Annotated in this window: 31 protein-coding genes; 6 read left to right on the top strand and 25 right to left on the bottom strand. The window is 64.5% G+C overall.

From position 1 onward, the window contains the following. Both ttcA and PHD22_RS05265 read left to right on the top strand, forming a co-directional pair. On the top strand, positions 1-585 hold a 585-nt coding region (gene ttcA, locus PHD22_RS05260), incomplete at its 5' end, for a tRNA 2-thiocytidine(32) synthetase TtcA (RefSeq protein ID WP_299863316.1). A 47-nt stretch (positions 586-632) separates the two neighbouring features. Then, entirely contained in the window at positions 633-1,508 is an 876-nt protein-coding gene (locus PHD22_RS05265; protein ID WP_299863319.1) for an FHA domain-containing protein, read from the top strand. Positions 1,509-1,582: 74 nt separating this feature from the next. Here PHD22_RS05265 and PHD22_RS05270 read toward each other — a convergent pair whose 3' ends face one another. The 25 genes from PHD22_RS05270 to PHD22_RS05390 all read right to left on the bottom strand — a co-directional run bounded on the left by PHD22_RS05270 (position 1,583) and on the right by PHD22_RS05390 (position 20,696). Further along, complete coding sequence (locus tag PHD22_RS05270) at positions 1,583-1,873, bottom strand: PsiF family protein (RefSeq protein ID WP_299863322.1); 291 nt, start codon at positions 1,871-1,873, stop codon at positions 1,583-1,585. A gap of 120 nt (positions 1,874-1,993) precedes the next feature. After that, positions 1,994-2,929, bottom strand: a complete 936-nt coding sequence (gene hprK / locus PHD22_RS05275) for an HPr(Ser) kinase/phosphatase (RefSeq protein WP_299863432.1) — start codon at positions 2,927-2,929, stop codon at positions 1,994-1,996. Beyond that, positions 2,898-3,386, bottom strand: coding sequence for a PTS IIA-like nitrogen regulatory protein PtsN (ptsN, locus tag PHD22_RS05280; RefSeq protein WP_299863324.1), 489 nt, complete (start codon positions 3,384-3,386; stop codon positions 2,898-2,900). The genes hprK and ptsN overlap by 32 nt, the downstream gene beginning before the upstream one ends. Before the next feature lie 153 nt (positions 3,387-3,539). Further along, complete coding sequence (raiA, locus tag PHD22_RS05285; protein ID WP_299863326.1) at positions 3,540-3,863, bottom strand: ribosome-associated translation inhibitor RaiA; 324 nt, start codon at positions 3,861-3,863, stop codon at positions 3,540-3,542. A 16-nt stretch (positions 3,864-3,879) separates the two neighbouring features. Continuing rightward, a complete protein-coding gene (locus PHD22_RS05290) occupies positions 3,880-5,325 on the bottom strand; it encodes an RNA polymerase factor sigma-54 (protein WP_299863329.1) in 1,446 nt (481 codons plus the stop codon). 15 nt (positions 5,326-5,340) lie between these two features. Further along, the gene (gene lptB, locus PHD22_RS05295; protein WP_299863332.1) at positions 5,341-6,063 is read right to left on the bottom strand and encodes an LPS export ABC transporter ATP-binding protein; all 723 of its coding nucleotides are present in this window, start codon (positions 6,061-6,063) and stop codon (positions 5,341-5,343) included. After that, positions 6,050-6,499 (bottom strand): recombination regulator RecX, encoded by a 450-nt coding sequence (recX, locus tag PHD22_RS05300; protein ID WP_299863334.1) that lies wholly within the window; start codon positions 6,497-6,499, stop codon positions 6,050-6,052. Before recX ends, lptB begins: the two co-directional genes overlap by 14 nt. Positions 6,500-6,529: 30 nt before the next feature. Further along, positions 6,530-7,567: a recombinase RecA gene (gene recA, locus PHD22_RS05305; protein ID WP_299863336.1), complete on the bottom strand. Its 1,038-nt coding sequence runs from the start codon at positions 7,565-7,567 to the stop codon at positions 6,530-6,532. 174 nt (positions 7,568-7,741) lie between these two features. After that, positions 7,742-8,227: a nicotinamide-nucleotide amidase gene (gene pncC, locus PHD22_RS05310; protein ID WP_299863339.1), complete on the bottom strand. Its 486-nt coding sequence runs from the start codon at positions 8,225-8,227 to the stop codon at positions 7,742-7,744. Further along, a complete protein-coding gene (locus PHD22_RS05315) occupies positions 8,227-8,706 on the bottom strand; it encodes a phosphatidylglycerophosphatase A (protein ID WP_299863342.1) in 480 nt (159 codons plus the stop codon). Before PHD22_RS05315 ends, pncC begins: the two co-directional genes overlap by 1 nt. Next, positions 8,703-9,671 (bottom strand): thiamine-phosphate kinase, encoded by a 969-nt coding sequence (thiL, locus tag PHD22_RS05320; protein WP_299863345.1) that lies wholly within the window; start codon positions 9,669-9,671, stop codon positions 8,703-8,705. The genes PHD22_RS05315 and thiL overlap by 4 nt, the downstream gene beginning before the upstream one ends. 31 nt (positions 9,672-9,702) lie before the next feature. Beyond that, complete coding sequence (gene nusB / locus PHD22_RS05325) at positions 9,703-10,179, bottom strand: transcription antitermination factor NusB (protein ID WP_299863347.1); 477 nt, start codon at positions 10,177-10,179, stop codon at positions 9,703-9,705. Next, complete coding sequence (ribH, locus tag PHD22_RS05330) at positions 10,176-10,646, bottom strand: 6,7-dimethyl-8-ribityllumazine synthase (protein ID WP_299863350.1); 471 nt, start codon at positions 10,644-10,646, stop codon at positions 10,176-10,178. The genes nusB and ribH overlap by 4 nt, the downstream gene beginning before the upstream one ends. Before the next feature lie 27 nt (positions 10,647-10,673). Further along, positions 10,674-11,777 (bottom strand): bifunctional 3,4-dihydroxy-2-butanone-4-phosphate synthase/GTP cyclohydrolase II, encoded by a 1,104-nt coding sequence (ribBA, locus tag PHD22_RS05335; protein WP_299863353.1) that lies wholly within the window; start codon positions 11,775-11,777, stop codon positions 10,674-10,676. Beyond that, positions 11,774-12,385, bottom strand: coding sequence for a riboflavin synthase (locus tag PHD22_RS05340; protein WP_299863355.1), 612 nt, complete (start codon positions 12,383-12,385; stop codon positions 11,774-11,776). The genes ribBA and PHD22_RS05340 overlap by 4 nt, the downstream gene beginning before the upstream one ends. A 135-nt stretch (positions 12,386-12,520) precedes the next feature. Further along, positions 12,521-12,955, bottom strand: coding sequence for a CBS domain-containing protein (locus PHD22_RS05345; protein WP_299863359.1), 435 nt, complete (start codon positions 12,953-12,955; stop codon positions 12,521-12,523). A 74-nt stretch (positions 12,956-13,029) separates the two neighbouring features. Next, a complete protein-coding gene (locus PHD22_RS05350; RefSeq protein ID WP_299863362.1) occupies positions 13,030-13,182 on the bottom strand; it encodes a hypothetical protein in 153 nt (50 codons plus the stop codon). Between the two features lie 123 nt (positions 13,183-13,305). After that, entirely contained in the window at positions 13,306-14,484 is a 1,179-nt protein-coding gene (locus PHD22_RS05355) for a response regulator (protein ID WP_299863365.1), read from the bottom strand. 117 nt (positions 14,485-14,601) lie between these two features. Continuing rightward, positions 14,602-14,931 (bottom strand): thiosulfate oxidation carrier complex protein SoxZ, encoded by a 330-nt coding sequence (locus tag PHD22_RS05360; protein ID WP_299863368.1) that lies wholly within the window; start codon positions 14,929-14,931, stop codon positions 14,602-14,604. Positions 14,932-14,941: 10 nt separating this feature from the next. Further along, positions 14,942-15,415, bottom strand: a complete 474-nt coding sequence (locus tag PHD22_RS05365; RefSeq protein ID WP_299863371.1) for a thiosulfate oxidation carrier protein SoxY — start codon at positions 15,413-15,415, stop codon at positions 14,942-14,944. A gap of 14 nt (positions 15,416-15,429) precedes the next feature. Further along, a complete protein-coding gene (locus PHD22_RS05370; RefSeq protein WP_299863374.1) occupies positions 15,430-16,767 on the bottom strand; it encodes an FAD/NAD(P)-binding oxidoreductase in 1,338 nt (445 codons plus the stop codon). Continuing rightward, positions 16,764-17,819 carry a YeeE/YedE thiosulfate transporter family protein gene (locus PHD22_RS05375; protein ID WP_299863377.1) on the bottom strand — a complete coding sequence of 352 codons (1,056 nt, stop codon included), beginning with the start codon at positions 17,817-17,819 and terminating at the stop codon, positions 16,764-16,766. The genes PHD22_RS05370 and PHD22_RS05375 overlap by 4 nt, the downstream gene beginning before the upstream one ends. Continuing rightward, positions 17,816-19,102: an NAD(P)/FAD-dependent oxidoreductase gene (locus PHD22_RS05380; RefSeq protein WP_299863380.1), complete on the bottom strand. Its 1,287-nt coding sequence runs from the start codon at positions 19,100-19,102 to the stop codon at positions 17,816-17,818. The genes PHD22_RS05375 and PHD22_RS05380 overlap by 4 nt, the downstream gene beginning before the upstream one ends. Beyond that, positions 19,099-19,434 carry a c-type cytochrome gene (locus PHD22_RS05385; RefSeq protein WP_299863382.1) on the bottom strand — a complete coding sequence of 112 codons (336 nt, stop codon included), beginning with the start codon at positions 19,432-19,434 and terminating at the stop codon, positions 19,099-19,101. The genes PHD22_RS05380 and PHD22_RS05385 overlap by 4 nt, the downstream gene beginning before the upstream one ends. A gap of 194 nt (positions 19,435-19,628) precedes the next feature. Continuing rightward, positions 19,629-20,696: an MBL fold metallo-hydrolase gene (locus PHD22_RS05390; protein WP_299863385.1), complete on the bottom strand. Its 1,068-nt coding sequence runs from the start codon at positions 20,694-20,696 to the stop codon at positions 19,629-19,631. Positions 20,697-20,882: 186 nt separating this feature from the next. On the opposite strand from PHD22_RS05390, the gene PHD22_RS05395 reads away from it, so the two are divergent. The 4 genes from PHD22_RS05395 (at position 20,883) to PHD22_RS05410 (ending at position 23,308) form a co-directional block, all read left to right on the top strand. Next, the gene (locus tag PHD22_RS05395) at positions 20,883-21,680 is read left to right on the top strand and encodes a hypothetical protein (RefSeq protein WP_299863388.1); all 798 of its coding nucleotides are present in this window, start codon (positions 20,883-20,885) and stop codon (positions 21,678-21,680) included. Positions 21,681-22,093: 413 nt separating this feature from the next. Continuing rightward, entirely contained in the window at positions 22,094-22,378 is a 285-nt protein-coding gene (locus PHD22_RS05400; protein WP_299863391.1) for a hypothetical protein, read from the top strand. Positions 22,379-22,461: 83 nt separating this feature from the next. Then, entirely contained in the window at positions 22,462-22,761 is a 300-nt protein-coding gene (locus PHD22_RS05405) for a hypothetical protein (protein ID WP_299863394.1), read from the top strand. A gap of 55 nt (positions 22,762-22,816) precedes the next feature. Beyond that, the gene (locus PHD22_RS05410; RefSeq protein ID WP_299863397.1) at positions 22,817-23,308 is read left to right on the top strand and encodes a hypothetical protein; all 492 of its coding nucleotides are present in this window, start codon (positions 22,817-22,819) and stop codon (positions 23,306-23,308) included. Positions 23,309-23,369: the final 61 nt, after the last annotated feature.

The following is a 23,369-nucleotide window of genomic DNA, read 5'->3' on the forward strand; positions in this document are numbered from 1 at the left end:
ACCTACAAAATTGTCAAGGAAAAAATTCCTGAAGGCAAAACCACCTGTTCCCTGTGTTCGCGCCTGCGTCGCGGCATTATTTACCGCACTGCAAAAGAGCTGGGTGCGACCAAGATTGCCCTCGGCCATCACCGGGATGACATGATCGAAACCTTATTTCTCAACATGTTCTTTGGCGGCAAGATGAAGTCCATGCCGCCCAAGCTGGTTAGCGATGATGGCCATAACGTGGTCATCCGGCCGCTGGCTTATTGTGCCGAGAAGGATGTCGAGCGTTTCGCCAGAGGCATGGAGTATCCGATCATCCCCTGCAATCTCTGTGGCAGCCAGGAGAACGCCCAGCGCAAGCAGATCAAGGCGATGCTGCGGGATTGGGATAGCCGCTTTCCGGGGCGCATCAACTCCATTTCCAACGCCATGGCCAATGTCGTGCCGTCCCATCTGGCTGACAATGCCCTTTTTGATTTCCGGTCGGTGTCCCAGGCAAGCACCGTGGATCAGGGAGACACCGTTTTCGACGCGCCTGAACTGCCCATGCCCTCCGTAGCTGCCGGGGCGATCCCCGTCGGGATCTGGAAAAGTTGAGCTTTGCTTTTTCCGTTTGAACGTCTCATCGGACCAGACCTGCCATCATGACCGAGTCTTTCCGCCACCACGAACGCCCTCCCACGCCTTCCCTGCTTCACGCGGAAGTCAGTGGAGGGATTGCCTTGGCGGTCAGGCTCGGAGAGGCAGAAGCGGGTTATGCGGTTGAGCGCTGCCTGAACCGCATGTCCCGCTGTGCGGAGGCGTATGCGGCGGGACTTCTGGACGTGGACAAGGACGTGCTCGTGGCCCGTTTCCCGGATGCAGATGCTGCGCTGCTGGCCGCCCGGGAAATGAGGGAGCGGGTCCGTGCCCTGCCTCCCATGAGCGGCATCAAGCTGGTGCTGCGGGCGGGTGTCGTGCTGGAAGCCGAGACAAAAAAAGGCTTGCAAAGCCCGGAAGCCCTCGCAGCCTGGCTGGTGTCCAGCCAGAATCCGGACAGCATTACGGTTTCCGAAGCCCTGAGCAAGGTCCTCTCGCCGTCGATGCAGCGCTTGCTCGCTCGTTTGGGGAGCGAAGGGCTGCCTTTTCCTGTTCTTGAACTGGGAGAGGCGCCACCGCCGACCCCTGTCGAGTTGCGGCATGAAGCCCTCCAGGTCCAGAAGCGTCTCCATGTCAGTTTCCGGGGTCAGGCCTGGACTGTCGATGCAGCCCACCCCACCCTGCTCGTCGGCCGCGAAACCGGTAACGACATCGTGATCGCTGACCAGCGGGTGTCCCGTCAGCACGCCCGCTTCGAGTTGCGGGGCGGGGTCTTCCGGCTGACCGATTCGAGCACCAACGGCACCTTCCTGCTTGAGGAGGGAAATTCCGAGCAGTGCATCAGGCGGGAGGACTGCGTGCTCGGTGAGAAAGGCCACATCGGTTGCGGCTTTTCTCCCGCGGACAACATTTCAGAGGCTGTTGCTTTTGCGCTGGATTGATGCACCCGCCGGCAGGCCTCCCCCGGCACAGGGGGCACAGTGGCGCCCCCTGTGCCGAGGTCGCGGGGCCAGGCTCAGTTTTTCAGGCAGTCACTCATGAACGCCTTGCGCTCATCGCCCTTGAGTGCCTTGGCGCCAGCGTCCTTGTTACAGGCTTTCATCTTGTCCTGTTGGGTCGGTTTGGCTGGTTTGGCTGACAGGCAGCCTTTCATGAAGGTCTTGCGCTCCTCACCCTTGAGTTCCTTTTCGGCGGCTTCGGTATTGCATTCCTTCATCTTGTTCTGCTGGGCCGTCGCAGCCAAGGCGCTGGGGGCCAGGCTGGTGGCGAACAGGGACACGGCTACGCTCAGGATCAGCTTTTTCATGAAGACACTCCTTCTGTGTGGACGATGATACGGCTCTGCGACGACAACGGCTTCATCATAACGTGAGCGCGCCCGGGGGGTGGGAAGGGGTAGGAAAAGTACCCCATCCGCATCCGGAGCTCAGAACTGGCTGTCTTCCATTGCCCGGCGCTGGCGATCGACGAACTCCTGGGTGGAGTCGATTCCCCTCAGCAGTAGGATTGTGGAGCGCACGGCGGCCTCGAGCAGGACGGCCAGGTTGCGGCCGGCGGCCACGGGCAGCACGACCCGCCTTAGCGGAACGCCGAGAATCAGCTGCTGCTCTCCCTCCAGGGTGAGGCGCAAGGGGTCTTCCTGGCCAGGCTGGCGACGCTGCAGGTGCACCACCAGCTTGAGTTTCATTTTCCGCCGGCAGGCGGTTTCGCCAAAGATGGTCCGGATGTTCAGGATGCCCAGCCCGCGCACTTCGATCATGTCCTGCAGAAGTTCGGGACAACGGCCTTCCAGTACGCTTGGAGCAATCCGGGAGAACTCGACGATATCGTCTGCGACCAGACCATGACCGCGCGAGATCAGTTCAAGAGCCAGTTCAGACTTGCCTGCGCCCGAATCTCCAGTAATGAAAACGCCCAAGCCCAGCACATCCATCAGCACGCCGTGGAGGGCCATCCGCTCGGCCAGCTGACGCGACAGGTAGCTGCGCAGGTGATCAATGATGTTGGCCGAGGGGAGCGGACTGGCAAACAGGGCGATGTCGTGATTGGCACACAGGGTGCGGATCATCGACGGGATGTCTTCATCATCCCCAACGATCAGGGCAGGGGGTGAGTAGGAGAGGATCTCCCGCACGTGATAGGTGACCTTCTCCCGGGTCTGCCGCCGGGCCCAGGCCATCTCCGAGCTGCCGAGGATCTGGAGGCGGTCAGGGTGGATCAGGTTGAGGTGTCCCACCATGTCGGCGGGCCAGATGCGGTCCTCAGAGACCGAGATGCGGGTGTCTAGGCTGCCGCAGATATGCCGCAGCCGGAGGCGTTCGAGATTGTCGTCAAACAGCCGGGCTACGTTGATCTGACGCATCATCGCTGCCCCAGTTGGCAAAGAGGGCGTGCACGGTTGCTGCATCCGGTGCGCTCATCAACTGCTCCCGGAAGCTCCTGTCGCTGAACATCTGGGCAAGTTCGGACAGCAGCTGAAGATGATGTTCGTTGGCCTGTTCCGGTACCAGCAGGATGAACAGCATTGAGACTGGACGACCATCGGGTGCATCGAAGGGAACCGGTTCGGCCAGCCGGATGAAGGCACCGAGGGCATCCTTGAGGCTTTTGATGCGACCGTGGGGAATCGCGATGCTCTGGCCCAGACCGGTGGAGCCAAGCTTTTCCCGGGCAAACAGGCTGTCGAAGACGATGCTGCGCGCGATGCCGTGATTATTCTCGAACAGCAGGCCGGCTTGCTCGAAAGCGCGTTTCTTGCTGCTCGCCTCGAGGCCGACGACCACGTTGGCCAGCGGCAATAGTTTGGCGATGAGATTCATGGGTGGACTCTCCTGCATACGCGGGGCGACACAGGTTTCCGGTGAGATGATCGGGAGAAAACCGGGGGCATGGCCGCCGGGCCGTTGTGTCAGTTGGGGCGCATTATAGCCACAACGGTCCCGGGGGAACGCGCTATTACTGGATGATGAGGATCAGGATTCGGCGAGGTGCTGCTTCAGGGAGTCATGGCCGTGGTCGCTGATCTTGTCCTTATACTTCAGGACCTGACGATCGAGTTTGTCGGTCAGGGCGTCGATGGCCGCGTACATGTCGGCATCTTCTGCTTCAACATGGATGTCCTTGCCGCGCACGTGCACGGTGACTTCAGCCTTCTGACGCAGCTTTTCCACCGAGAGGATCACGCCGACGCTGGTGACGTTGTCGAAATGACGGATCACGCGATCAAGCTTGGAGGAAACGTACTCGCGGATGGCCGGCGTAACTTCGACGTGATGCCCCGTGATGTTGAGGTTCATGATTCTTACCTTTCTGTCAGATGGATTTGCGCAGACTGACCGGCGGGATGTCGAGGGACTCGCGGTATTTTGCAATGGTCCGTCGAGCCACGACGATTCCCTGCTGGCCCAACAACTCGGCAATCTTGGCGTCGGACAAGGGTTTCTTCTTGTCTTCTGCTCCTACAAGCTGGCGAATCAGCGCCCGAATCGCCGTTGAGGAAGCAGCCCCACCAGTGTCGGTGGCAACGTGACTGCCGAAAAAATATTTGAACTCAAAAATGCCTCGCGGCGTAGCCATGTACTTTTGGGTGGTTACCCGCGAAACCGTGGATTCGTGTAGATCCAGTTGTTCTGCGATCTCCCGCAGGGTGAGCGGGCGCATTGCCACATCGCCATAATCGAAGAACTGGCGCTGCCGGTCAACGATCGCTTGCGAAACCCGCTGGATGGTGTCGAAGCGCTGCTGAACGTTTTTGATCAGCCAGCGGGCTTCCTGCAGGTGACTCGACAGGGAGCCGCTGGCACCCCGGTTGTCACGGAGGATCTGGGCATAGAGGTTGTTGATGCGCAGACGGGGCATGGCATCGGGGTTGAGGTTGACCACCCAGTGACCACGCAGCTTGCGCACCACCACGTCGGGAACCACGTAGCGGGTGTCCGCCTGGGAGAACTGGGCTCCCGGCCGGGGGTTGAGGCTGAGGATCAGCGCGTGGGCTTCCCGCAGGGCATCATCGTTGCAGCGCAGGGCCCGCTTGATCTTGACGAAATCCCGGGCAGCCAGCAGCTCCAGGTGCTCGGCAACGATGGCCAGGGCCAGCTGGCGCGCCTCGCCGGGGGGCAGCGTGCGCAGTTGCAGGCCCAGGCACTGGGACACGCTGGTGGCCCCGATGCCGGCGGGATCCAGGCTCTGGATCTGACACAGGGCAATATTGAGGTCGTCGATCTCGAACTCGAGCTCGGCAGGCAGCAGGGGCAGGAGATCTTCGAGATCCTGGGTCAGGTAGCCGTCGTCATCCAGGGCTTCGATGAGAAAGCGCACCAGTGCCCGATCCCGGTCAGACAGGGGGGTCAGGGCCACCTGGGCATCCAGATGGTCACGCAGGGACGGCACTGCGGCCTGGAATTCCTGGAAGTCAGCGTCATCGTCGTCGTCCCGCTGTCCGTTGCCGCTGCCTGCAGTCATCCATTCGCCGGCTTCACCGCCATTGTCGAAATTCTGGTCAGCCTCGCGAGCCTGCTCCTGTTCCCGCTCCTGGGCGGCCTCACTGCCGGCGGGAGCCACCGGGCCGGGCGCCTCTACCCGACTGGAGCCCATGTCGCCTTCCGGCTCATCCCGTTCGAGCATCGGATTCTCGAGAAGGATTTTCTCGATTTCCTGATTGAGCTCAAGGGTGGACAGCTGGAGCAGCTTGATGGACTGCTGCAGCTGGGGCGTCAGCGCGAGGTGCTGGGAGAGCTTGAGCTGGAGGCTGGGCTTCATGAGACGGGAAGGGGCTCAGAGCCGGAAGTGCTCACCCAGGTAAACCTGGCGAACCTGCTCGTTGTGGACGATCTCGTCGGGTCGGCCGCTGGCCAGGACCTCGCCGGCATTGATGATGAAGGCCCGGTCACAGATGCCGAGGGTTTCCCGGACGTTGTGGTCGGTGATCAGTACGCCGATGCCCTTTTCTTTGAGGAAGCGGATGATCTTCTGGATGTCGATCACGGCAATCGGGTCCACACCGGCAAAGGGTTCGTCCAGCAGGATCAGCCGCGGGTCGGAGGCCAGCGCCCGGGCGATTTCACAGCGCCGGCGTTCGCCCCCGGACAGGGAAATGGCCGTACTGTCCCGGAGGTGTCCGATGCCGAGCTCGGCCAGGAGCTCATCGAGGCGGGCGGCCACCTGGGCCTTGCTGAGGCTTTGCAGCTCGAGGACGGCCTGGATGTTCTCAGCCACCGTCAGCTTGCGGAAGACGCTCATTTCCTGGGGCAGGTAAGAGAGGCCCAGGCGGGCGCGCTGGTGAATGGGCTTGTGGGTCAGGATCTGCTCATCCAGGGTGATCTCCCCCCCGTCGGCGGTGACCAGGCCAACGATCATGTAGAAACAGGTGGTCTTGCCGGCCCCGTTGGGACCGAGCAAGCCGACCACCTCGCCACTGCCGATGTCGAATGAGACATCATGGACGACCGTGCGCGCCTTGTATTTTTTGCGCAGGTTGCTGACTTTAAGCAGGCTCATCGCCGGGGTGTTCTTTCAGGACTCTACGTATGATTTCGGAAGAAAAGCCACGGCCTTGAAGGAATCGTGCCTGGCGCGCCCATTCTCTTGCTTCTGCAGGGGGAGTGGCGAATTTTCGTCGGCAAATTTCCCGGGCCCGGGTCAGTTCGTCCTTGCCTGTGTTGTCTCCGATAGCCTCACAGATCAGATCAGAGGCAATGCCTCGTCGGGACAGCTCCTGCTTGAGACGTGCCGTGCCGAAGCGGCTGGCCTTGGAACGCACATAGGCGTCGGCAAAGCGGGCGTCGGAAAGCAGGCCGAGTTCGACCAGTCGGTCGAGCTCGGCCTGGATTTCATCCGGCTCTCCCAGTCCATTCAGCTTGCGCGCGAGCTCTCCGCGGGAGTGCTCGCGCTGGGCGAGGCAGCGCAGGGCTTTGTCATGAAGGCTGGGGGGCATGAGGGGCTGTGCGGAGGCGGTTGCGCTGGATCAGCCGGCGGTTGTCGCTGCCGGCGTTGCCGCAATCGGCGCCATTTCAGGCAGGCTGCAGGCGACACGGATCTTGTTTTCGATCTCCCGGGCGATATGGGGATTGGCCTTGAGGAATTCCCGGGCGTTGTCCTTGCCCTGGCCAATTTTTTCGCCGTTGTAGGCGTACCAGGCGCCGGATTTATCCACGAACTTGTGCTGCACCCCCAGATCGATGATCTCACCTTCGCGGGAGGTACCCTCGCCGTAAAGGATGTCGAAGAGGGTCTCGCGGAACGGTGGGGCGACCTTGTTCTTGACGACCTTGACCTTGGTCTCGGAGCCGATCACCTCGTCGTTCTTCTTGATCGTGCCGATGCGCCGGATGTCCATGCGCACCGAGGCATAGAACTTGAGGGCGTTGCCGCCGGTGGTGGTCTCGGGGCTGCCGAACATCACGCCGATCTTCATGCGGATCTGGTTGATGAAGATCACCAGGGTGTTGGTGCGCTTGATGTTGGCGGTGAGCTTGCGCAGGGCCTGGGACATCAGGCGGGCCTGCAGGCCCGGGAGCTGGTCGCCCATCTCGCCTTCGATTTCGGCTTTTGGGGTGAGCGCCGCGACCGAGTCGATGACCACTACGTCGACACCGCCGGAGCGGACCAGCATGTCGGCGATCTCGAGAGCCTGTTCGCCGGTGTCGGGTTGGGAGATCAGCAGGTCTCCGATGTTGACGCCGAGCTTCTGGGCATAGGTGACATCCAGGGCGTGCTCCGCATCGATGAAGGCGGCGGTGCCGCCGAGCTTCTGCATTTCGGCCACCACCTGGAGGGTCAGGGTGGTCTTGCCGGAGGATTCGGGACCATAGATTTCGACAACCCGGCCGCGGGGCAGGCCGCCAATCCCCAGGGCGATGTCGAGACCCAGGGAGCCTGTGGAGACGGTCTGGATGTCGCTCTCCACCTCGCCATCGCCGAGGCGCATGATGGAGCCCTTGCCGAACTGCTTTTCGATCTGGGAGAGGGCAGCGGCGAGGGCCTTGGCCTTGTTGTCGTCCATCGTTATGATCCTTGTGAAAGGTTGAGGAGATTATGGCACAGAGTTTGCGTGCAGGTGTTGGCGCAAGGTCAGGTATGACTTGTGCTTGCGTTTAACTGTCATTTTATACAGTTATCGCGTCAGGTCCAGTGCAATTTGCCTGGGATTTTTCCCCCGCCTCCGGCGTGCTTCTCCTCAGGGATGGCGGCGCAGCAGCTCTTCCAGGGCAAACACCACGGCCTGGCGGCGGATCTCTTCCCGATCGCCATCGAAACGGCAGGTGGTCGTCTGGGGAGGTTCGCCGGTGCTGGCCCAGCCGAAGCACACGGTACCGACGGGTTTTTCCGGGGTGCCGCCGGTGGGGCCGGCGATGCCGGAGATGGACAGGGCGAGGTCGGCTTCTGACCGTTCGAGGGTACCTCGGGCCATTGCAGCCGTAGCAGCCTCGCTGACGGCCCCATGCCGGGCCAGGGTCATGGGTGAGACCCCGAGCAGGGCGCACTTGGCGTCGTTGGAGTAGGTGATGAAGCCGCAGTCAAACCAGGCAGAGCTGCCGGCGGTTGCCGTGACCACCTCGGCGACCCAGCCCCCGGTGCAGGATTCCGCGGTGGCCAGCCGCCAGCCGCGGGTTTTCAGATGCTCACCCACGCGCAGGGAAAGCTGTTCGAGTTGGGTGTCCATCAGCCGAAGATCCTTACCAGAATAGCCAGGGCCAGCAGGGTGTAGCCTGCCGCCAGCAGATCGTCAAGCATGACTCCGAAGCCGCCGCGGGTGCGTTGATCCACCCAGCGGATGGGGTGCGGTTTGACGATGTCAAAGAAGCGGAACAGCACGAAGGCCACCGCCTGCCAGGCCAGCCCGGGGGGGGCCAGCCAGAGGACCAGCCAGATGGCGACGATTTCGTCCCAGACGATACTGCCGTGATCGGCGACGCCCAGGGCCCGGCCGGTCCGCTCGCAGGCCAGTATGCCGAACAGGAAGCAGGCTACCAGGAGGGCCGCGAACAGACCTTCGGACAGAGGCGCCCGCACGAAGGGGAAGAGTAGCCAGCCTGCCAGGGTGCCTGCCGTGCCGGGGCCCTTGGGCCAGAGGCCAGAGCCGAAGCCCAGGGCCACGAAGTGGGCCGGGTCGGACAGGAGAAAGCGGGGCGTGGGTTTCATGCGTTGCGGCCGAAGTGGTCGTAGCCCAGGGCACGGGGGGATTCCTGCCGCCCATCCGGATGGCACAGGAGCAGGACGCCGGAATGTGCGGTGATCCGTCCGATGGGGTGGAGGGGGAGTCCCAGACGTTCGCCCAGGGCAAGCAGAGCGTCATGGCACGGGGCAGGAGCGGTGAACAGCAGTTCGTAGTCGTCGCCTCCAGCCGTGCACGCCTGCAGAGCCCGTGCCGGATCGCCACAGCCAGCGGCCAGTGCGGCCAGGGGCAGAGCGGCGGTGCGGACCTCGGCGCCCACGCCGGAGTGTTCTAGGATGTGGCTGAGATCACCGAGCAGGCCATCGGAGACGTCGAGCATTGCGCTGGCGATGCCGCGCAGTCCCAGACCCAGGGCGACCCGGGGCTGGGGGCGCTGGAGTGCCTTCAGACAGCTATCGCGGAAAGCGCCATCGAGCGCGAGCGACCCCTGCAGATGGGCCAGCCCGAGCGCTGCCCGGCCAGGGGTGCCGGACACCCACAGTTCGTCCCCCGGCCGTGCGCCGCCGCGGGTAATGGCCTGGCCCAGCGGAATTTCCCCGAAGATCGTGGGGCACAGATTGAGGGGACCACGGGTGGTGTCGCCACCGATCACGTCGATGTCGAAGGCTTCGGCACAGGCAAAGAAGCCCTGGGCAAAGCGGGCGATCCAGGCCTCGTCGGCGGCCGGCAGGCAGGCGGCCAGCACCACCCAGCGGGGTGTGGCGCCCATGGCAGCCAGGTCGGAGACATTGACCGCGAGGGTCTTCCAGCCCAGGCCTTCGGGGTCGGTATCGGCAAAGAAATGGGTACCTGCCACCAGCATGTCGGTGGAAATGGCCAGCTGCATGCCGGGGCCTGGACGGATCAGGGCCGCGTCGTCGCCTACCGCCAGGTCGGTGTGGCGGGCAGGACGGGTGAAATGCCGGCGGATCAGGGCAAATTCGGAAGGCATGCGCGGGTCCGCCGAAAAACCAGGTCTGGACTCAGGCCTGGTGGCCGTTGCGGGCAGCGCGGCGCTGCTCGGTCCAGGCTTGTACTTCGTCCGGCCGTGTCTTGACCGCCAGCTTGTCGAGCACGCCGTTCACAAACTTGTGCCCGTCCGTGCCGCCATAGCCCTTGGCCAGCTCGATGGCCTCGTTGATGATGACCCGGTAAGGGGTTTCCGGCTGGTGAAGCAGCTCGAAGGTCCCCATCAGCAGGATCCCGCGCTCAATGGGGGAGAGCTCGTTCAGGGGACGGTCGATGAAGGCGGCAAAGCCTACCTGAAGTTCCGGGGCATGGCCGATGGTGCCCCGCAACAGGCCCAGGAAGAGATCCCGGTCGCATTTCTCGAAGCCACCGGCCTCGCCGGCCACACTCTCGATGGTGGTCAGCTGGGCCTGGCTGATGAGCCACTGGTAGATGCCCTGAAGAGCGAATTCACGGGCGCGGCGGCGGGGGGACTTGTGCTGGGTGCTCATGCCAGGGCCTTCAGGAGTCGGGCCATCTCGACGGCCGCCTGGGCGCAGTCGGCACCCTTCACCTGCATGCGGGCCAGGGCCTGATCGTCATCCTCGGTGGTGAGAATGCCGTTGGCGATGGGTACGCCGGTGTCCAGAGTGACGCGGGTGATGCCGGCGCCCTGTTCGTTGGAAACCAGCTCAAAGTGGTAGGTCTCGCCGCGGATGACCGCGCCGAGGGCGACCAGGGCGTCGAAGCGGCCGCTCTTCGCCATGGTCTGCAGGGTCAGGGGGGCTTCGAGGGCGCCGGGCACGGTGGCGAGAGTGATGTCTCCGGCACTGACGCCCAGATTCAGCAGCTCGGTGGTGCAGGAAGACAGCAGGCCTTCGCACACGTCCAGGTTGAAGCGGCACATGACGACACCGATCCGGAGGCCCTTGCCGTCCAGATTGGGTTCGATTTCGCGGATATTTTCGTAACGGGGCATGGGGTGTCCTGTAAGGGGGCGGGGGGCTCAGGCCTCGGAGGGGGCAACGTGACCCACCACGGTCAGGCCGAAGCCGGCCATGCTGGGAATCTTGCGCGGGCTGGCGAGGATCTTCATCTTGCCCACGTTGAGACCTGCCAGGATCTGGGCACCGATGCCAAATAGGCGGGGGTCCCATTTGACGGCAGGGCGGTGGGCGGCGGTGTCGCCGGACAACTGGGCCAGGAGGTCCTGGCCGCTCTGGGGGCGGTAGAGCAGCACGATCACGCCGTCGCCGTGCTCGGCGATGCGCTTCATGGACTCGTCCACCGAGAAGCTGTGGCGACCGCTGTTGGCGTCGAGGAAATCAAGCACGGAGACCGGCTCATGGACCCGCACCAGGGTCTCCACCTCGGGGTCGATGTAGCCATAGGCCATGGCCAGATGCACCTCGCCGGAGGTCTTGTCCTCGAAGGCGGAGAGGCGGAACGGGCCGTAGGGCGTTTCGACGGTCTTTTCGCTGACCTTCTCCACCAGCTTTTCGGTGCGGGCCCGGTACTCGATCAGGTCGCGGATTGCGCCGATCTTGAGGCCATGCTGCTGGCCGAACTCGATCAGCTCGGGCAGGCGGGACATGGTGCCGTCGTCGTTCATGATCTCGCAGATCACGGACGCAGGTTCGAGCCCCGCGATGCCGGCCAGGTCGCAGCCGGCCTCGGTGTGACCGGCGCGGATCAGCACGCCGCCGGGCTTGGCCATGATCGGAAAGATGTGTCCTGGCTGGACGATGTCGGTGGGCTTGGCGTGGCGGGCCACGGCGACCTGCACGGTGCGGGCCCGGTCGGCGGCCGAGATGCCGGTGGTCACCCCTTCGGCGGCTTCGATGGAGACGGTGAAGGCCGTGCTGAACTGGCTGCGGTTGTCCCGGGCCATGTGGTTGATGCCCAGCTGGCGGCAGCGCTCTTCGGTGAGGGTCAGGCAGATCAGGCCGCGGGCATGCTTGGCCATGAAGTTGATGGCTTCAGGGGTGATGTATTCGGCGGCAATGACGATGTCGCCTTCGTTTTCCCGGTCTTCCTCGTCCACGAGAATGACCATCTTGCCGGCCTTGATGTCGGCGATGATGTCCTGGATGGGAGCAAGTGCGCTCATGCGGGGGCTCCTTCGGTGGTGTCGCGCCAGGCCTGCATGCGTTCCACGTAGCGGGCGATCAGGTCGATTTCGAGGTTGACCTGGCTGCCGGCCTGGAGCCGCTTGAGGGTGGTGACCTGGACGGTATGGGGAATCAGGTTGATGGAGAAGTCGCGGCCCTCGACCCGATTGACGGTCAGGCTCACGCCATCCACGGTGATGGAACCCTTGCGGGCGATGTAGCCGGCCAGCGCAGCCGGGGCGCGGATGACCAGTTCGTGGCTCTCGCCCACCGGCGCGAACCTTACGACCTCGCCGATGCCATCCACGTGGCCGGTGACCAGGTGGCCACCCAGGCGGTCGGCCAGGCGCAGGGCCTTCTCGAGATTGACCTCGCCGGGCTCGGAGAGGCCGACGGTGCAGTTGAGGCTCTCCCGGGAGACATCGAACTGGACGGTGTTGCCGTCCATGGCGATGACGGTCAGGCACACGCCGTTGTTGGCAATGCTGTCGCCGATCTTCACATCGTCGAGTTCCAGGGTGCCCACGTCCACGGTGAGGCGGACCCCGTCTTCAAGTGGGGCGATGCTCTGGATGCGGCCGACGGCTGCAACGATTCCGGAAAACATGGGATGGGTGCTTCCTGAGGGGAAAACCCGATTTTAGGCGATTTCCGCCCGGCTCTGGCGCTTTGTGCGCGGATGGACAGGCAGGGCAGGGGGCGCAGGCCCCCGGGCGGGGGCCTGGTCGAGAGGGAGGAGGGCTTACAGGATCTCGGCGATGTGATCCCGTTCTTCCAGCGCCCGTTCGAAGGCGCAGATCTCCAGGCCCAGCGCATTGCGGGCCGACACCATGCCCACCGGTCGTCCGTTATCCACTACCGGTACGTGACGGAAGCCACCCTCGTACATCAGGTGCAGGGCGTGATCCAGGAGCTTGTCGGGGCTTGCGGTCTGAAGCTGGTGGGTCATCACGGCGGACAGGGGTGTGCCCTCCGGATCCAGCCCCCGGGCAACGACCCGGTTCAGCGCATCCCGCTCGGTAAACAGGCCACTGAGCAGGCCCTGGTCATCCACCACCAGGATCGCGCCGACGTTCTGCTCGGCCATGGCAATGGCGGCAGCCCGTACGGTGGTGGTGGCTGTGGCGGTGACCAGGGACTGGCCCTGGATCACCTCGCGAAGGGTTCGGTGCGGCATCGTTGTCTCCTTTGTACGTGTGTTGTGACGATGGGGCAGATGTGAAAAAGGGCGCTGACGCGCCCTTCATGGAATCAACCGGACCGGGTGGCGGACTGGGATTGGGTGCTGCCGGTCGGTTTGCTCATGTCCGGCTTGCCCTTCCGGGCACTCGTATCGCCGCAGGCCTGGGCGCCGGCAACGACGCCGAAGGCCAGGGTCAGCAGCAGGGCGATCTGACGAACCATGGAAAACTCCTGTGGGGTTCAAGAGCCTTCATCATGGAACGCTGCGGCCATCCATGCAAGGGGCAGCGCTGCCCGTTCCGGGCCCAGTTGCTCCGGACCCTTCGCCGCCCGCCCGGCCAGGGGTCAGAACAGTTCGACGGTGTTCTGGCTGCGTCCGGCGTTGAGGGCGTGCAGGACCTGGGCGAAGTGGGTGTCGAAGTCGCCGCCGCGGGCCAGGCAGACGAGGATGCGCTGAATGGCCGAGTCCATGGTGGCGCTGATGGCAGCTTCCTGGGTCTGGGTGGTGTTGAGCCAGGCGTAGCTCTTTTCGATGCTGTCCACCAGCTCCTGCAGCAGGAGCCGGGTGTCCATCAGCATGGTACGGTTTTTTTCGGCGAGGGAGCCCAGGGCGCTTTCCGCTTCGCTGAGGGCGATCTGCAGCAGTTCGGCGCGCTTGCGGCCTTCCTGGCGGGCGTCCACGTTTTCGACCAGGGCTTCGGTGGTTTCTGCCAGGATGGCCAGGCTGTCCCGCAGGATCCCGGCGCGTTCGGGCTCTTCGGTTTCGTCGGGCATGTTGGCGACGATGACCGACACCCGGTCGTAGTTCACCACCAGCCGCTGCTTGAACTGGAAGATCCGTCCCATTTCGCTGGCATGTTCGAGGATCGACCGCTCAAGGGGGGAGGGCTCGCCCCGGTCGGTGACCGCAGTGGCTCCCTCGGGGTGATGGATCAGTACGCTGCACTGCAGACCCAGGTCCTGGGTGGCCTTCAGTAATTGTTCGGCCACGCCCTGGTAGTCCTCACAGATCACGCTGCCGCGCATGAAGTTGAGCAGTACGCCGGTCTGGCTGGCGCTGGACAGGAAGCCCATGGCCATTTTTTCCAGGGCCTTCTTTTCTTCGGCGAGGGACAGCAGGGCCCGGTGGTGACGGATGGCAACGGCCACCTTGCGCAGGAACAGGCTGCGCTTGATGGGTTTGAGGATCAGGTCGTTGCCGCCCGCATCGAAGGCCTCCAGGTTTTCCTCGAAGCTTTGGGTGGCGGTGACGAACAGGATCGGAATGCTGGTGAACTGCCGCAGGCGGCGGCAGGTTTCAAAGCCGTTAAGGCCAGGCATGTGTACGTCGAGTACCACCAGGTCGGGCAGTTGTGCAGCGCACAGCTCAAGGGCCTCCTCCCCGGATTCGGCGGTCAGGACGTCGAACTGCTGGGCCAGTACCGCCCGGTGCAGTCCCCGGGTCACGGCGTCGTCATCCACGACCAGGATTCGCCCGGTGAGCTGAACGTCTTCTTCGGCAGCCCCGTGAGCGTTGTAGGCCATGAGTGAATCTCCTTGTCGGGTAGGGCTGTTGCTGATCGGACAGCCCGATGGCAAAGCCGGTGAGTCTGACCCAGAAAGGCGTCAATGGGTAGGGCTGCCGGGCCGGGTCTGCTCCGTTCAGCTCAGGGTGATGGTCTTGCGGGCTTCCTGTGTGGCGTTGGCTTCGTCGGTCCACAGCATGAGGAGCTCGCCGCTTTCCCGGGCCAGGAAGGTGAACTCGATGTAGGGGTTCTGGGCGATACCGATGCCGGGCTCCCAACGGAAGATCAGCTGGGGGCCAAGTCGGGCTTCAAAGCTGCGGACGATGTTGCGGGGGCGTGGGTTGCCGGCCGGGTCTACCCGCAGACCGCTTTCCATCAGGTGCTCGATCTGGGCGCGGACCCGCACCACCTCGCCTCGGGCGGGCTTGACGCTGGAGACCCAGACGCGCGGAGGTTTGACTGCCATGGCGTTCTCCTTACATGCCGCAGCCGCTGGCGGCCACGGTGATGGCCTGGCGGGCGGCCAGCACCCGCCCGTCGCTCAGGCGGGCGAGGGCATGGACGGTCTGACTCTGGCTCAGGCGCAGCCGGGCTGCCGCTTCGGCGGTGCCGGTGTAGGGGGTGAACTGGAAGCGGCAGGCCAGCGGCGAGGGGTTCTGCTCCGCCAGCAGGATGAGTTCCTTGCAGTACAGGGTGTCGCTGAGGGGCAGCGTTACCGTCACATGTACCGGCACGGCGCTGGGGTTGTCGGCCAGCACCGGCAGGTCGAGCTTGAGGCCGGTCTCCAGGGGTTTCGCCTTGCCGATGAAGTCGGCCATGGCTTTCCTGAACTCGGCAGGGTTGGGGGCCAGGCTGGCCGGTACGGCGGTCCTGGTCTGGGCCCGGGCCCTGGGCAGGGCCAGGGCCGTGCCCAGGGCCATGCTACACCTTACGAAATCACGTCGTTGCATGGGGGGTCCTGCGGTCAGAGGGCGAGGAAGTCGCTGAATTTATCCTTGATCCAGACGAAGTCTTCCTTCACCAGGTCGTTGGTGCGGACATCCTCGTCGATCTGGGTCTGGTGGACGTTGCCGGAGGCGGCATCCACTTCGTATTCGAACTTGACCGAGATGGCCTCCTGGGGGTCGGCATTGACCATCATGTAGCACAGGTTGTCCGGCAGGCGGGCAATGACCTCCTTGCCCGCGACGCGTTCGGCGATGTTCCGGGCGACGATCCGACCGATGTAGTTGGCCACATGGGCGCTCTTGGGATAGTGGCCGAACTGGCTGGAGATGTGCCCCATCAGGTCTCCCACAAAGTACACCCGGTCGTCGCTGCGGGCGTGGAAGAAGCGTGGGTCCATGTCGGCCCAGCCGGTGGGCTTGCCATCGGGCGTCTTGCCGATCAGGCCGGCCTGCCAGACCATCTCGGCGGCCTGGTGGGGGGGCATCAGGATGGCGTCGTCAAACTTGAATTCGCCGGCCAGGGTCTTGATGCGCTTGTTGAAGGGATCGACTTCCTGGACCCCGGCGTTGGGTATGTGGGTGATGATGTCCGGGTAAAGCTCGCGGAACGCGGTCTGGTAGCCCATGCTGATGGGCGCCACCTTGGGCTTGGGGTCGAGGATCAGGATCTTGCCGGGGATCTTGTTCTTCTTGATGTGCCAGGCGATCAGGCAGGCCCGCTCGTAGGGGGAGGGCGGGCAGCGGTGAGGCGGAGGCGGCAGTGTCATGACCAGGGTGCCGCCCTTGAAGTTCTTTACCTTCTGCTTGAGGGCCAGCATCTCGGCGTTGGGGATGTAGGCCGAGGGGTAGTGGTTGCGGGTGTGGTCGATGGCCTTCTGGTCGTTACCGAACCAGGCGTCGTAGGCGTTGCGGATGCCGCCGGAGAGGATCAGGAAGTCGTAGTCGATGAGGCCGTGGGCGGTGCGCACCAGGCGGCGCTCCCGCTCGAAGCCGATCACCTCGGTCTGCAGGCGGGTGTAGCCGTAGACGTTAGCCGGGTGCTGGGCGTCGTGATGGACGAAATCGGTGCTCACCACGTCGATCAGCCACTTGTTGCTCATGGGCCCGGACCAGAAGGTGGGATTGCGCTCGAGCAGAATCACTTCGGCGTTGGGGATGAGCTGACGCAGGTAACGGGCAGCGGTCATGCCACCCCATCCGCCGCCGCAGATGACCACTCGCGGGCCCTTGCCTTCGCGGGGCAGGATGCGGCTCTCGCGGGTGAGGATGGCCGGGCCAGCCATGGCCGCCAGGGGTGCGCCGGCCATGCCCAGGGCCATGGCGGGGGGGGTGAGCAGAAAGTCGCGACGGTTCATGAGGTGCCCTCCTGAGGGGAATGGGGGGGTTGGGCCTGCAGGCCCAGGTGGATTCCAAGGAGCATGCCGGCGCAGGCCGGCAGGCTGGAGAAAGCGAGGGTGGACAGGCCCGACAGGCCCTGCCCGATGCTGCAGCCTACGGCGAGGACGCCGCCCAGGCCCATGAGTGCGCCGCCGGCCAGGCTGGCGAGCAGGCGCCGGGGGGTATCGAAGCCTTCCAGGCGGAAGCGGCCGCTGGCCAGGGCCACGACACCGGCGCCAGCCAGGGTCCCGAGCACCACCGCTGGGCCGAGGCTGGCGTCGCGTCCCACGGCCAGTTGCAGGAACAGCAGGCTCTCGGCCAGGGGGCCGATGTAGCTGAGGGAGGTGAGCGGGGCCGGTTCGAAGGGGTCTACTTCCACGTGGGCGGTGATCCACCAGCCGGCTCCGGCCAGCAGGCCGATCACGAGTGCGCCCAGGGCCTGTCGCGGTGCCTGGCGCAGGAGATGGCCGCCGCCGAGGGCGTAGGCCAGCAGAAGCAGCAGGGGGAGGAGTGTGGCTGTCGCCAGGGCAGGCCCCGATGGGAGGCCGCTGGCCAGCAGCCAGGCGGGCAGGGTGCCGTGTTCCAGCTGGAGTGCTCCGACGCTCTGGAGTGCCTGGCGTAGGGGGGCGAGGGCCCCGGTGAGGGCGGCCTGGGCGGTGAGGGCCAGGCTCAGCAGGGTGATCAGGGCGCGCAGGTTGCCGCCACCCAGCAGCACCAGTGCCCGTGCGCCGCAGCAGCGGGAGAGGACCATGCCGAGACCGAACAGCAGCCCGCCCAGGGTCAGGGCCAGGGGGGAGAAATCCCTGCGGACCACCTGAGCTTGGCTGGGGTCGATCTGCTCCAGCAGAGCCAGGCCCTGGGTGGCGGCCAGGGCAGTGGCGAGGGCCAGGGCCCAGGCGCGCAGGGCGGGCGCGCCTTCCTGGCCGGCGCGGGCCTGGCGCAGGCCGCGCAGCAGGCAGAATTCACCGGCCCGGGCGGTGGCACCGAAGGCGGAACCCAGCAGCAGGCCGGCACCCAGCAGGGCGCTCATCCGGGCTGTCCCCAGATGTCGGCGGTCATGGCAGCGTACCAGCTGTCACCGTAGCGTGCTTCGGCAGCGCGGAAGTCCGGGCTGCCGTCGAGGGGGCTGACCCCGCCGGAGCCGGGCACCTCCACGATCCGGCCGGCTTCTGCCTGGTACACCCCGGCCACCGAAATACCGTAGCCGGGGCCAATCAGGCTGTAGCAGGTGTTGGCGTAGGCGGGCACCGGGGCTGCTTTGCCGGTAAGTTCTGCGACGATGGCTGCGGCGGCCACCTTGGCCTGGGTGTTGGCGGCAAAGGCGGACTTGGGCATGGGCGCAGCCAGGGTGGCGTCCCCCAGGGCGTAAATGCCAGCCACCTGGCGGGATTCGAAGCTTTCAGCCTTGACCGGTACCCAGCCGCTGGCGTCTACAATCCCGGCCCGCTCAGCGATGACCCCGGCTTTCTGGGGAGGAATCACGTTGAGCACGTCGGCCCGGTGTTTCTGGCCGAAGGCCGTCAGGACCTCTCGCTGGCCGGCGTCCACCCGGGTCACCTGGCCGTCGTCGGAGAGCCCGATCCATTCGATCATGTCGCCGTAGCGGGCCTTCCAGCCCTGCAGGAACAGGGCCTTTTTGGAGAAGTTGTCCTTGGCGTCAAGCAGCAGGATCTTGGCCCGGGGTTTGTGCCGGGAGAAGTAGTGGGCCACCATGGCCGCCCGTTCGTAGGGGCCGGGGGGGCAGCGGAAGGGATTGTCGGGGATGGTCATCACGAAGGTGCCGCCATCGCCCATGGCTTCCATCTGCCGGCGCAGCAGCTGGGTTTGCGGGCCAGCTTTCCAGGCATGGGGGGCCAGCGTGGCGGCGGCTTCGTCATAGCCTTCCAGGGCGTTCCAGCGCATGTCCACGCCAGGGGAGAGCACCAGGCGATCCCAGGCCAGGGACTGGCCGGTGGACAGGCGAACCGTCCGGCGGGCGCTGTCCACGTCGTCGGCCATGGCATGGATCACCTCCACGCCCGCGACGCGCAGCCCGTCGTAGCCGTGGCCAATGCTGTCCCAGCTGCGCAGGCCAGCCAGGTACAGGTTGGAGAAGGGGCAGGTGTGAAAGCGCTGTGCCGGCTCCACCAGGGTGACCTGAAGGTGCGGGGCGAGCCGTTTGAGGTAGCGGGCGGCGGTGGCGCCACCGAAGCCTCCACCCACGACGACGACCCGGCCAGCTGCACCATCCGCCCGCACGAGGGCTGGACAGCCCAGGGTCGCGCTGCCGGCGGCCAGGGCGCTGAGGAAGTGTCGGCGGGAAAATGGCGTCATGGCCGGTCTCCAGCCTGGGCAAACCAGCGGGCCAGGGCATCGATCTGGACCTCGTCATAGCCCTTCATCAGGCGCGTCATGACCGTGGTGCCGGCGGTGCTGCCGGCGCGGAAATCCTGCATGCGGGTCCGCAGCCGGGCTTCCGGTTGTCCGTGCAGGCCCGGAATGGCGGTGGTTGAGCGGCCGTTGGTGCCGTGGCAGTTGAAGCAGGTGCCGGCCAGCAGGGCCACGTCGTCGGGCTGCAGGGACGTAGCGCCGGCGGCGCCGGGCAGGAACAGCGCCAGGCGGGTGAGGAATGACAGCTGTCGAAGAAGAAAGGATGAGCGGGGCATTGGATCAGTGGATAAACACCCGGGTCCTGCGGGAGGGCAGACTGGAAAAGTCCTGACAGCGTTCTTGTGCTCGCGGCTGCGGAGCGAAGGGAGGATGCAGGCGTGTTGTTGAGTTCGCAGCAACCGGAACGGATTCTAGACGGGCGGGGAGGGGATGGCAAAGGGCCCACCCGCAAGGACTCGCTGCGCCCCCATCATTCCACGGCCCGGCTCTCACCGTGTTTCAGCAGCCAGATCCATTCCGGGGGTCGGGTCCGCCGGGCGAGGGCTGTGGCGAGATCCCGGGGGGGCTGGTCGAAGGCTTCCTGGGTCAGCTCGAAGGTGCCCCAGTGCACGCCAAAACCCCGCTTGGCATCCAGGTCCAGGAGGATTTGGACGGCATCGTCCGGGTTGATGTGCTGGGTGCGCATGAAATCCCGGGGTTCGTAGGCCCCTACGGGAATCATCACGAAGTCCATGGGGCCGTGGCGGCGGCGGATCTCCTTGAAGTCGCCCGAATAGCCGGTGTCCCCGGTGTAAAGAAAGCGCCAGGGGGTGCCCGCTCCTGTTGGCCATTCCACCAGAAAGCCGCCCCACAGGCTGGCGTTGGTGTCAAAGGGGGTGCGCTTGCTCCAGTGCTGGGCCGGGGTGAGGCGGACGGTCAGGGGGCCGGCGCTGCGGCTGTCCCACCAGTCGATTTCTTCAACCTGGCCGATGTTGCGCTCGTCGAACCAGGCCTTGACGCCCAGGGGGACGATCCAGCGGGGGTTTTGCAGGGCCGCCAACTGGGTGACGGTGGCTTCATCCAGATGATCGTAGTGGTTGTGCGAAATCAGTACCAGGTCGATGGGGGGCAGGTCGGCAGCCTTGAGAGGCGGCGCTACCCGGCGCCGGGCGGAGAGGGCGCTGCTGGGGCCGGCGAACTCTCCCAGTTGCGGGTCGATCAGGATGTTCTGACCGCCCACCTGGAGCAGGGCGCCCGAGTGGCCCAGCCAGGTAATGACCGGTGCGTCGTGGCGCCGGGCGATGAGGGCCGTGTCCACGGGGGTGGTCCAGTGGGCGGCGAAGGCCGGGTAGCCGCCTGCCGGTTCCCTGAGGGGCTGGAAGTCCCCCCGGGTCCGGCGCCACAGCCCCTCATACCACGGGGTACGGCTGGCCGCCGTGGCCTGTTCGTTGTTGGCAAAACCATCGGGGCGGTGGTGAGCCCGGTCCGGGTTGAAATAGGGGTTGGGACGGGCGCAGGCGGAGAGGGTCAGGAGCAGGAGCAGCGGCAGTCGTGTCATGGGCGGAAGGGGAAAGGTCGGGGTCAGGCCATGGACTTGGATGTGCGATGCCGCCGGGTGTTCCGCTGCACGGCTCCGGACCCTTGCAATTGGCCAGGGTTGCCGCCATCTTGGGCATGTTTTGGGCGGTCTGCCCTCCAGGGAGAACGCACTCCTCCCCGCACGTATTCACCAAGGAAAACCACCATGAATAGTCTGACTGCCCAACTGCAACGCCTTTTCGGTCGACCTGGCCAGGATCTGCCCGATCCGTGGCCGGAAGGGGGAGGGCTGGTGGAGCTGACCGGCCCGGATGACCGGGTGTGGACCCTGGTGCTTGAGGTGGCACCGGGGGCGGGCTGGCCGCCGGTAGCAGAAGTGTGGCAGGGTGTTCAGAGCGAACTCGAGCTGCCCGCGCCGGTGGTTTCCCTGGCGGGGGGGGCCGGTTTCCGGGTGTGGTTTGCCCTGGCGGACCCCTTGCCGAGGGCTCTGGCTCGGCGCTTTCTGGAGGCCCTGCGGCGACGTTATCTGCCTGATGTGGCTGAATCGCGGGTGAAATTGCTGCCGGAGTCCGTCGGACCCTGTCGTGTGCCATTGGCGCCGGCCCGGGAAGGGCAGCTGGAGCGCTGGACGGCCTTCATCGACCCCACCATGGGCAGCATGTTTGGGGACGGTGCCTGGCTTGAGATGGCACCCAATCCCGACAAGCAGGCGGATCTGCTGGCCGGGTTCCGGACCCTCCAGCCAGCAGAGTTTGCCCGCGCCATGCAGCTGCTGGAACCTGGAGGCGCGATGGTCTCGGCGCTGGCCGGGCCGGTAGCGACGGTGATGATGTCCGTCCCCGCGGTCTCCCAGTCCGAGGGGAGCACCCATTTCACTCTGGGGGTGGGAGGCGGATTCGCGGACCCGAAAAGCTTTTTGCTGGCGGTGATGAACGATCCATCCGCCAGTGCCGAATACCGGATCGACGCGGCCAAGGCCCTGCTGCCTTATTTCACCGCGTGAATCCGTGCTGGCCGGTGCGGCAACGGTTCCCGATGGTCCGGTTTGAGGGCCACTCCCATTGGCCTGGGCTGGCGATAAAGACAGAGTTGCCGGGTAAGGCGCATCCCGCTCCCCCCGAGGCGATGACGCATGCAAATAAAAGCCGGTTTCGTGACTTTTGTCGTTGACGGGCAAGGGTGGGCTTCTTACAGTGGAGCCGTGCACCTCCGACCAATCCGTTCAAGATGTTTGTCCGGTTGCACTATTCGCTACACTAGGGCGCGCAGCCCTTTCAGGTCCATGACATACGCAGGATTTGCATGTGCAGGCTTCTCTGGCAAGGTGTTCAGATTGAATTCGGTGAGTGAACAAGTCTCGTTGAAAAGCCCGGCATTCTGCATTCTGACAAGAAACTTTTTAAGAGGGGTTCCATTATGAAAAATCTTTCCAAAGCCGCTGTTGTCTCGATCCTGCTGGCAGGTCTCTCCATGCCCGTGCTGGCGCAGGTCAACACCAACACGACCATCCAGGAAGGGCAGGTCAATACCAACGCCACCAAGCAAAAAGGCCGCGACAACGATAACGTGACGGTCCAGCGCGGGGGTGACAACCTGAACCGGACTCGCCAGCGAGGGGAAATCAACACCAACGCGACGGGCCAGACGGGTGGTGGCTATAACGACAACGCAACCGATCAGGGTGCCCGGCGTCAGCGTTAATCAGCCATTGTCCTGATTTCTTGTGCAGGATCAGGAGTTTGCCGCCAAGCGCCAGCTCCTGATTCTTTTGTGGAGGACCTCCCGTGAAATACCAAGCACTTATTGTCACGTTGCTTTCCGTGTTGTCAGTGTCGGCAGCCAATGCCCAGGTGCCGCGCGACAACAGCAACCGCCCCTGCATTGAGGCTAACGTGCAAGCCGATCAAAGCAACACGGCTCGGGTGAACCAGAACTGCAAGGAAAACCTGAGTCGCACCATTCAGGCGGGTCAATCCAATACGGCAGAGACTTACCAGAAGGGGCAGCGCAACGACAACGCGGTTGAGCAAATGGGTTATGAAGGGCCAAAACGCCGCGCCCCTCCTCCCCATGGCCAGAGGTAAGTCAAAACGCGCTGCGCCATGGCGAGCCTGCCATTTATAGTGGATGATGATATTTATGCCGTCCAATCCTGTTTCGCACCGTCCTTCCGTAGTGCTGTTGCTCGGCCTGCTTGCGTTCAGCAGTGTGGGCTGTGCTGAGACCGCCATTTATCAGCAAGGCAGCTCCAGGACGGTGGTCCGCCAGACCGATGGAGACGCGCCGACACGGAGTACCGTCGAGCGCACCCCAACGAGTCAGAAAATCATCACCCGCACGGGTAAGAGCACCGACGTCACCATTCAGAGCAGCAGCCCGAAGGGTGCGCCCCCTGCAGGCCGGGATGTGAGTTCAAGACGGAGTCGAGCCACTGCCGCTCCCGACATGATGCAGGAAGACTGTGGGCCGCAGCCCGGGAAGAAGGCAGGGCCCGGTGCCACGAACCGTGAGTGCACCGATGTGGAGTACGACTCCGTGGATGACATGGAGGCTGCAGCCAGAAAACGTTTTCGCCCTGTGCCATCGGTCGACGACCTGGAAGAACGCGCAAAGCGCCGCATTCAGCGTTGATTACCCGGGTAGTGGCACGGTATTGAGTCAGGTTACAGGGCATCTCGAAGGTTCATGTTCC

The organism is Zoogloea sp. (genome assembly GCF_028693495.1).
Classification (GTDB): domain Bacteria; phylum Pseudomonadota; class Gammaproteobacteria; order Burkholderiales; family Rhodocyclaceae; genus Zoogloea.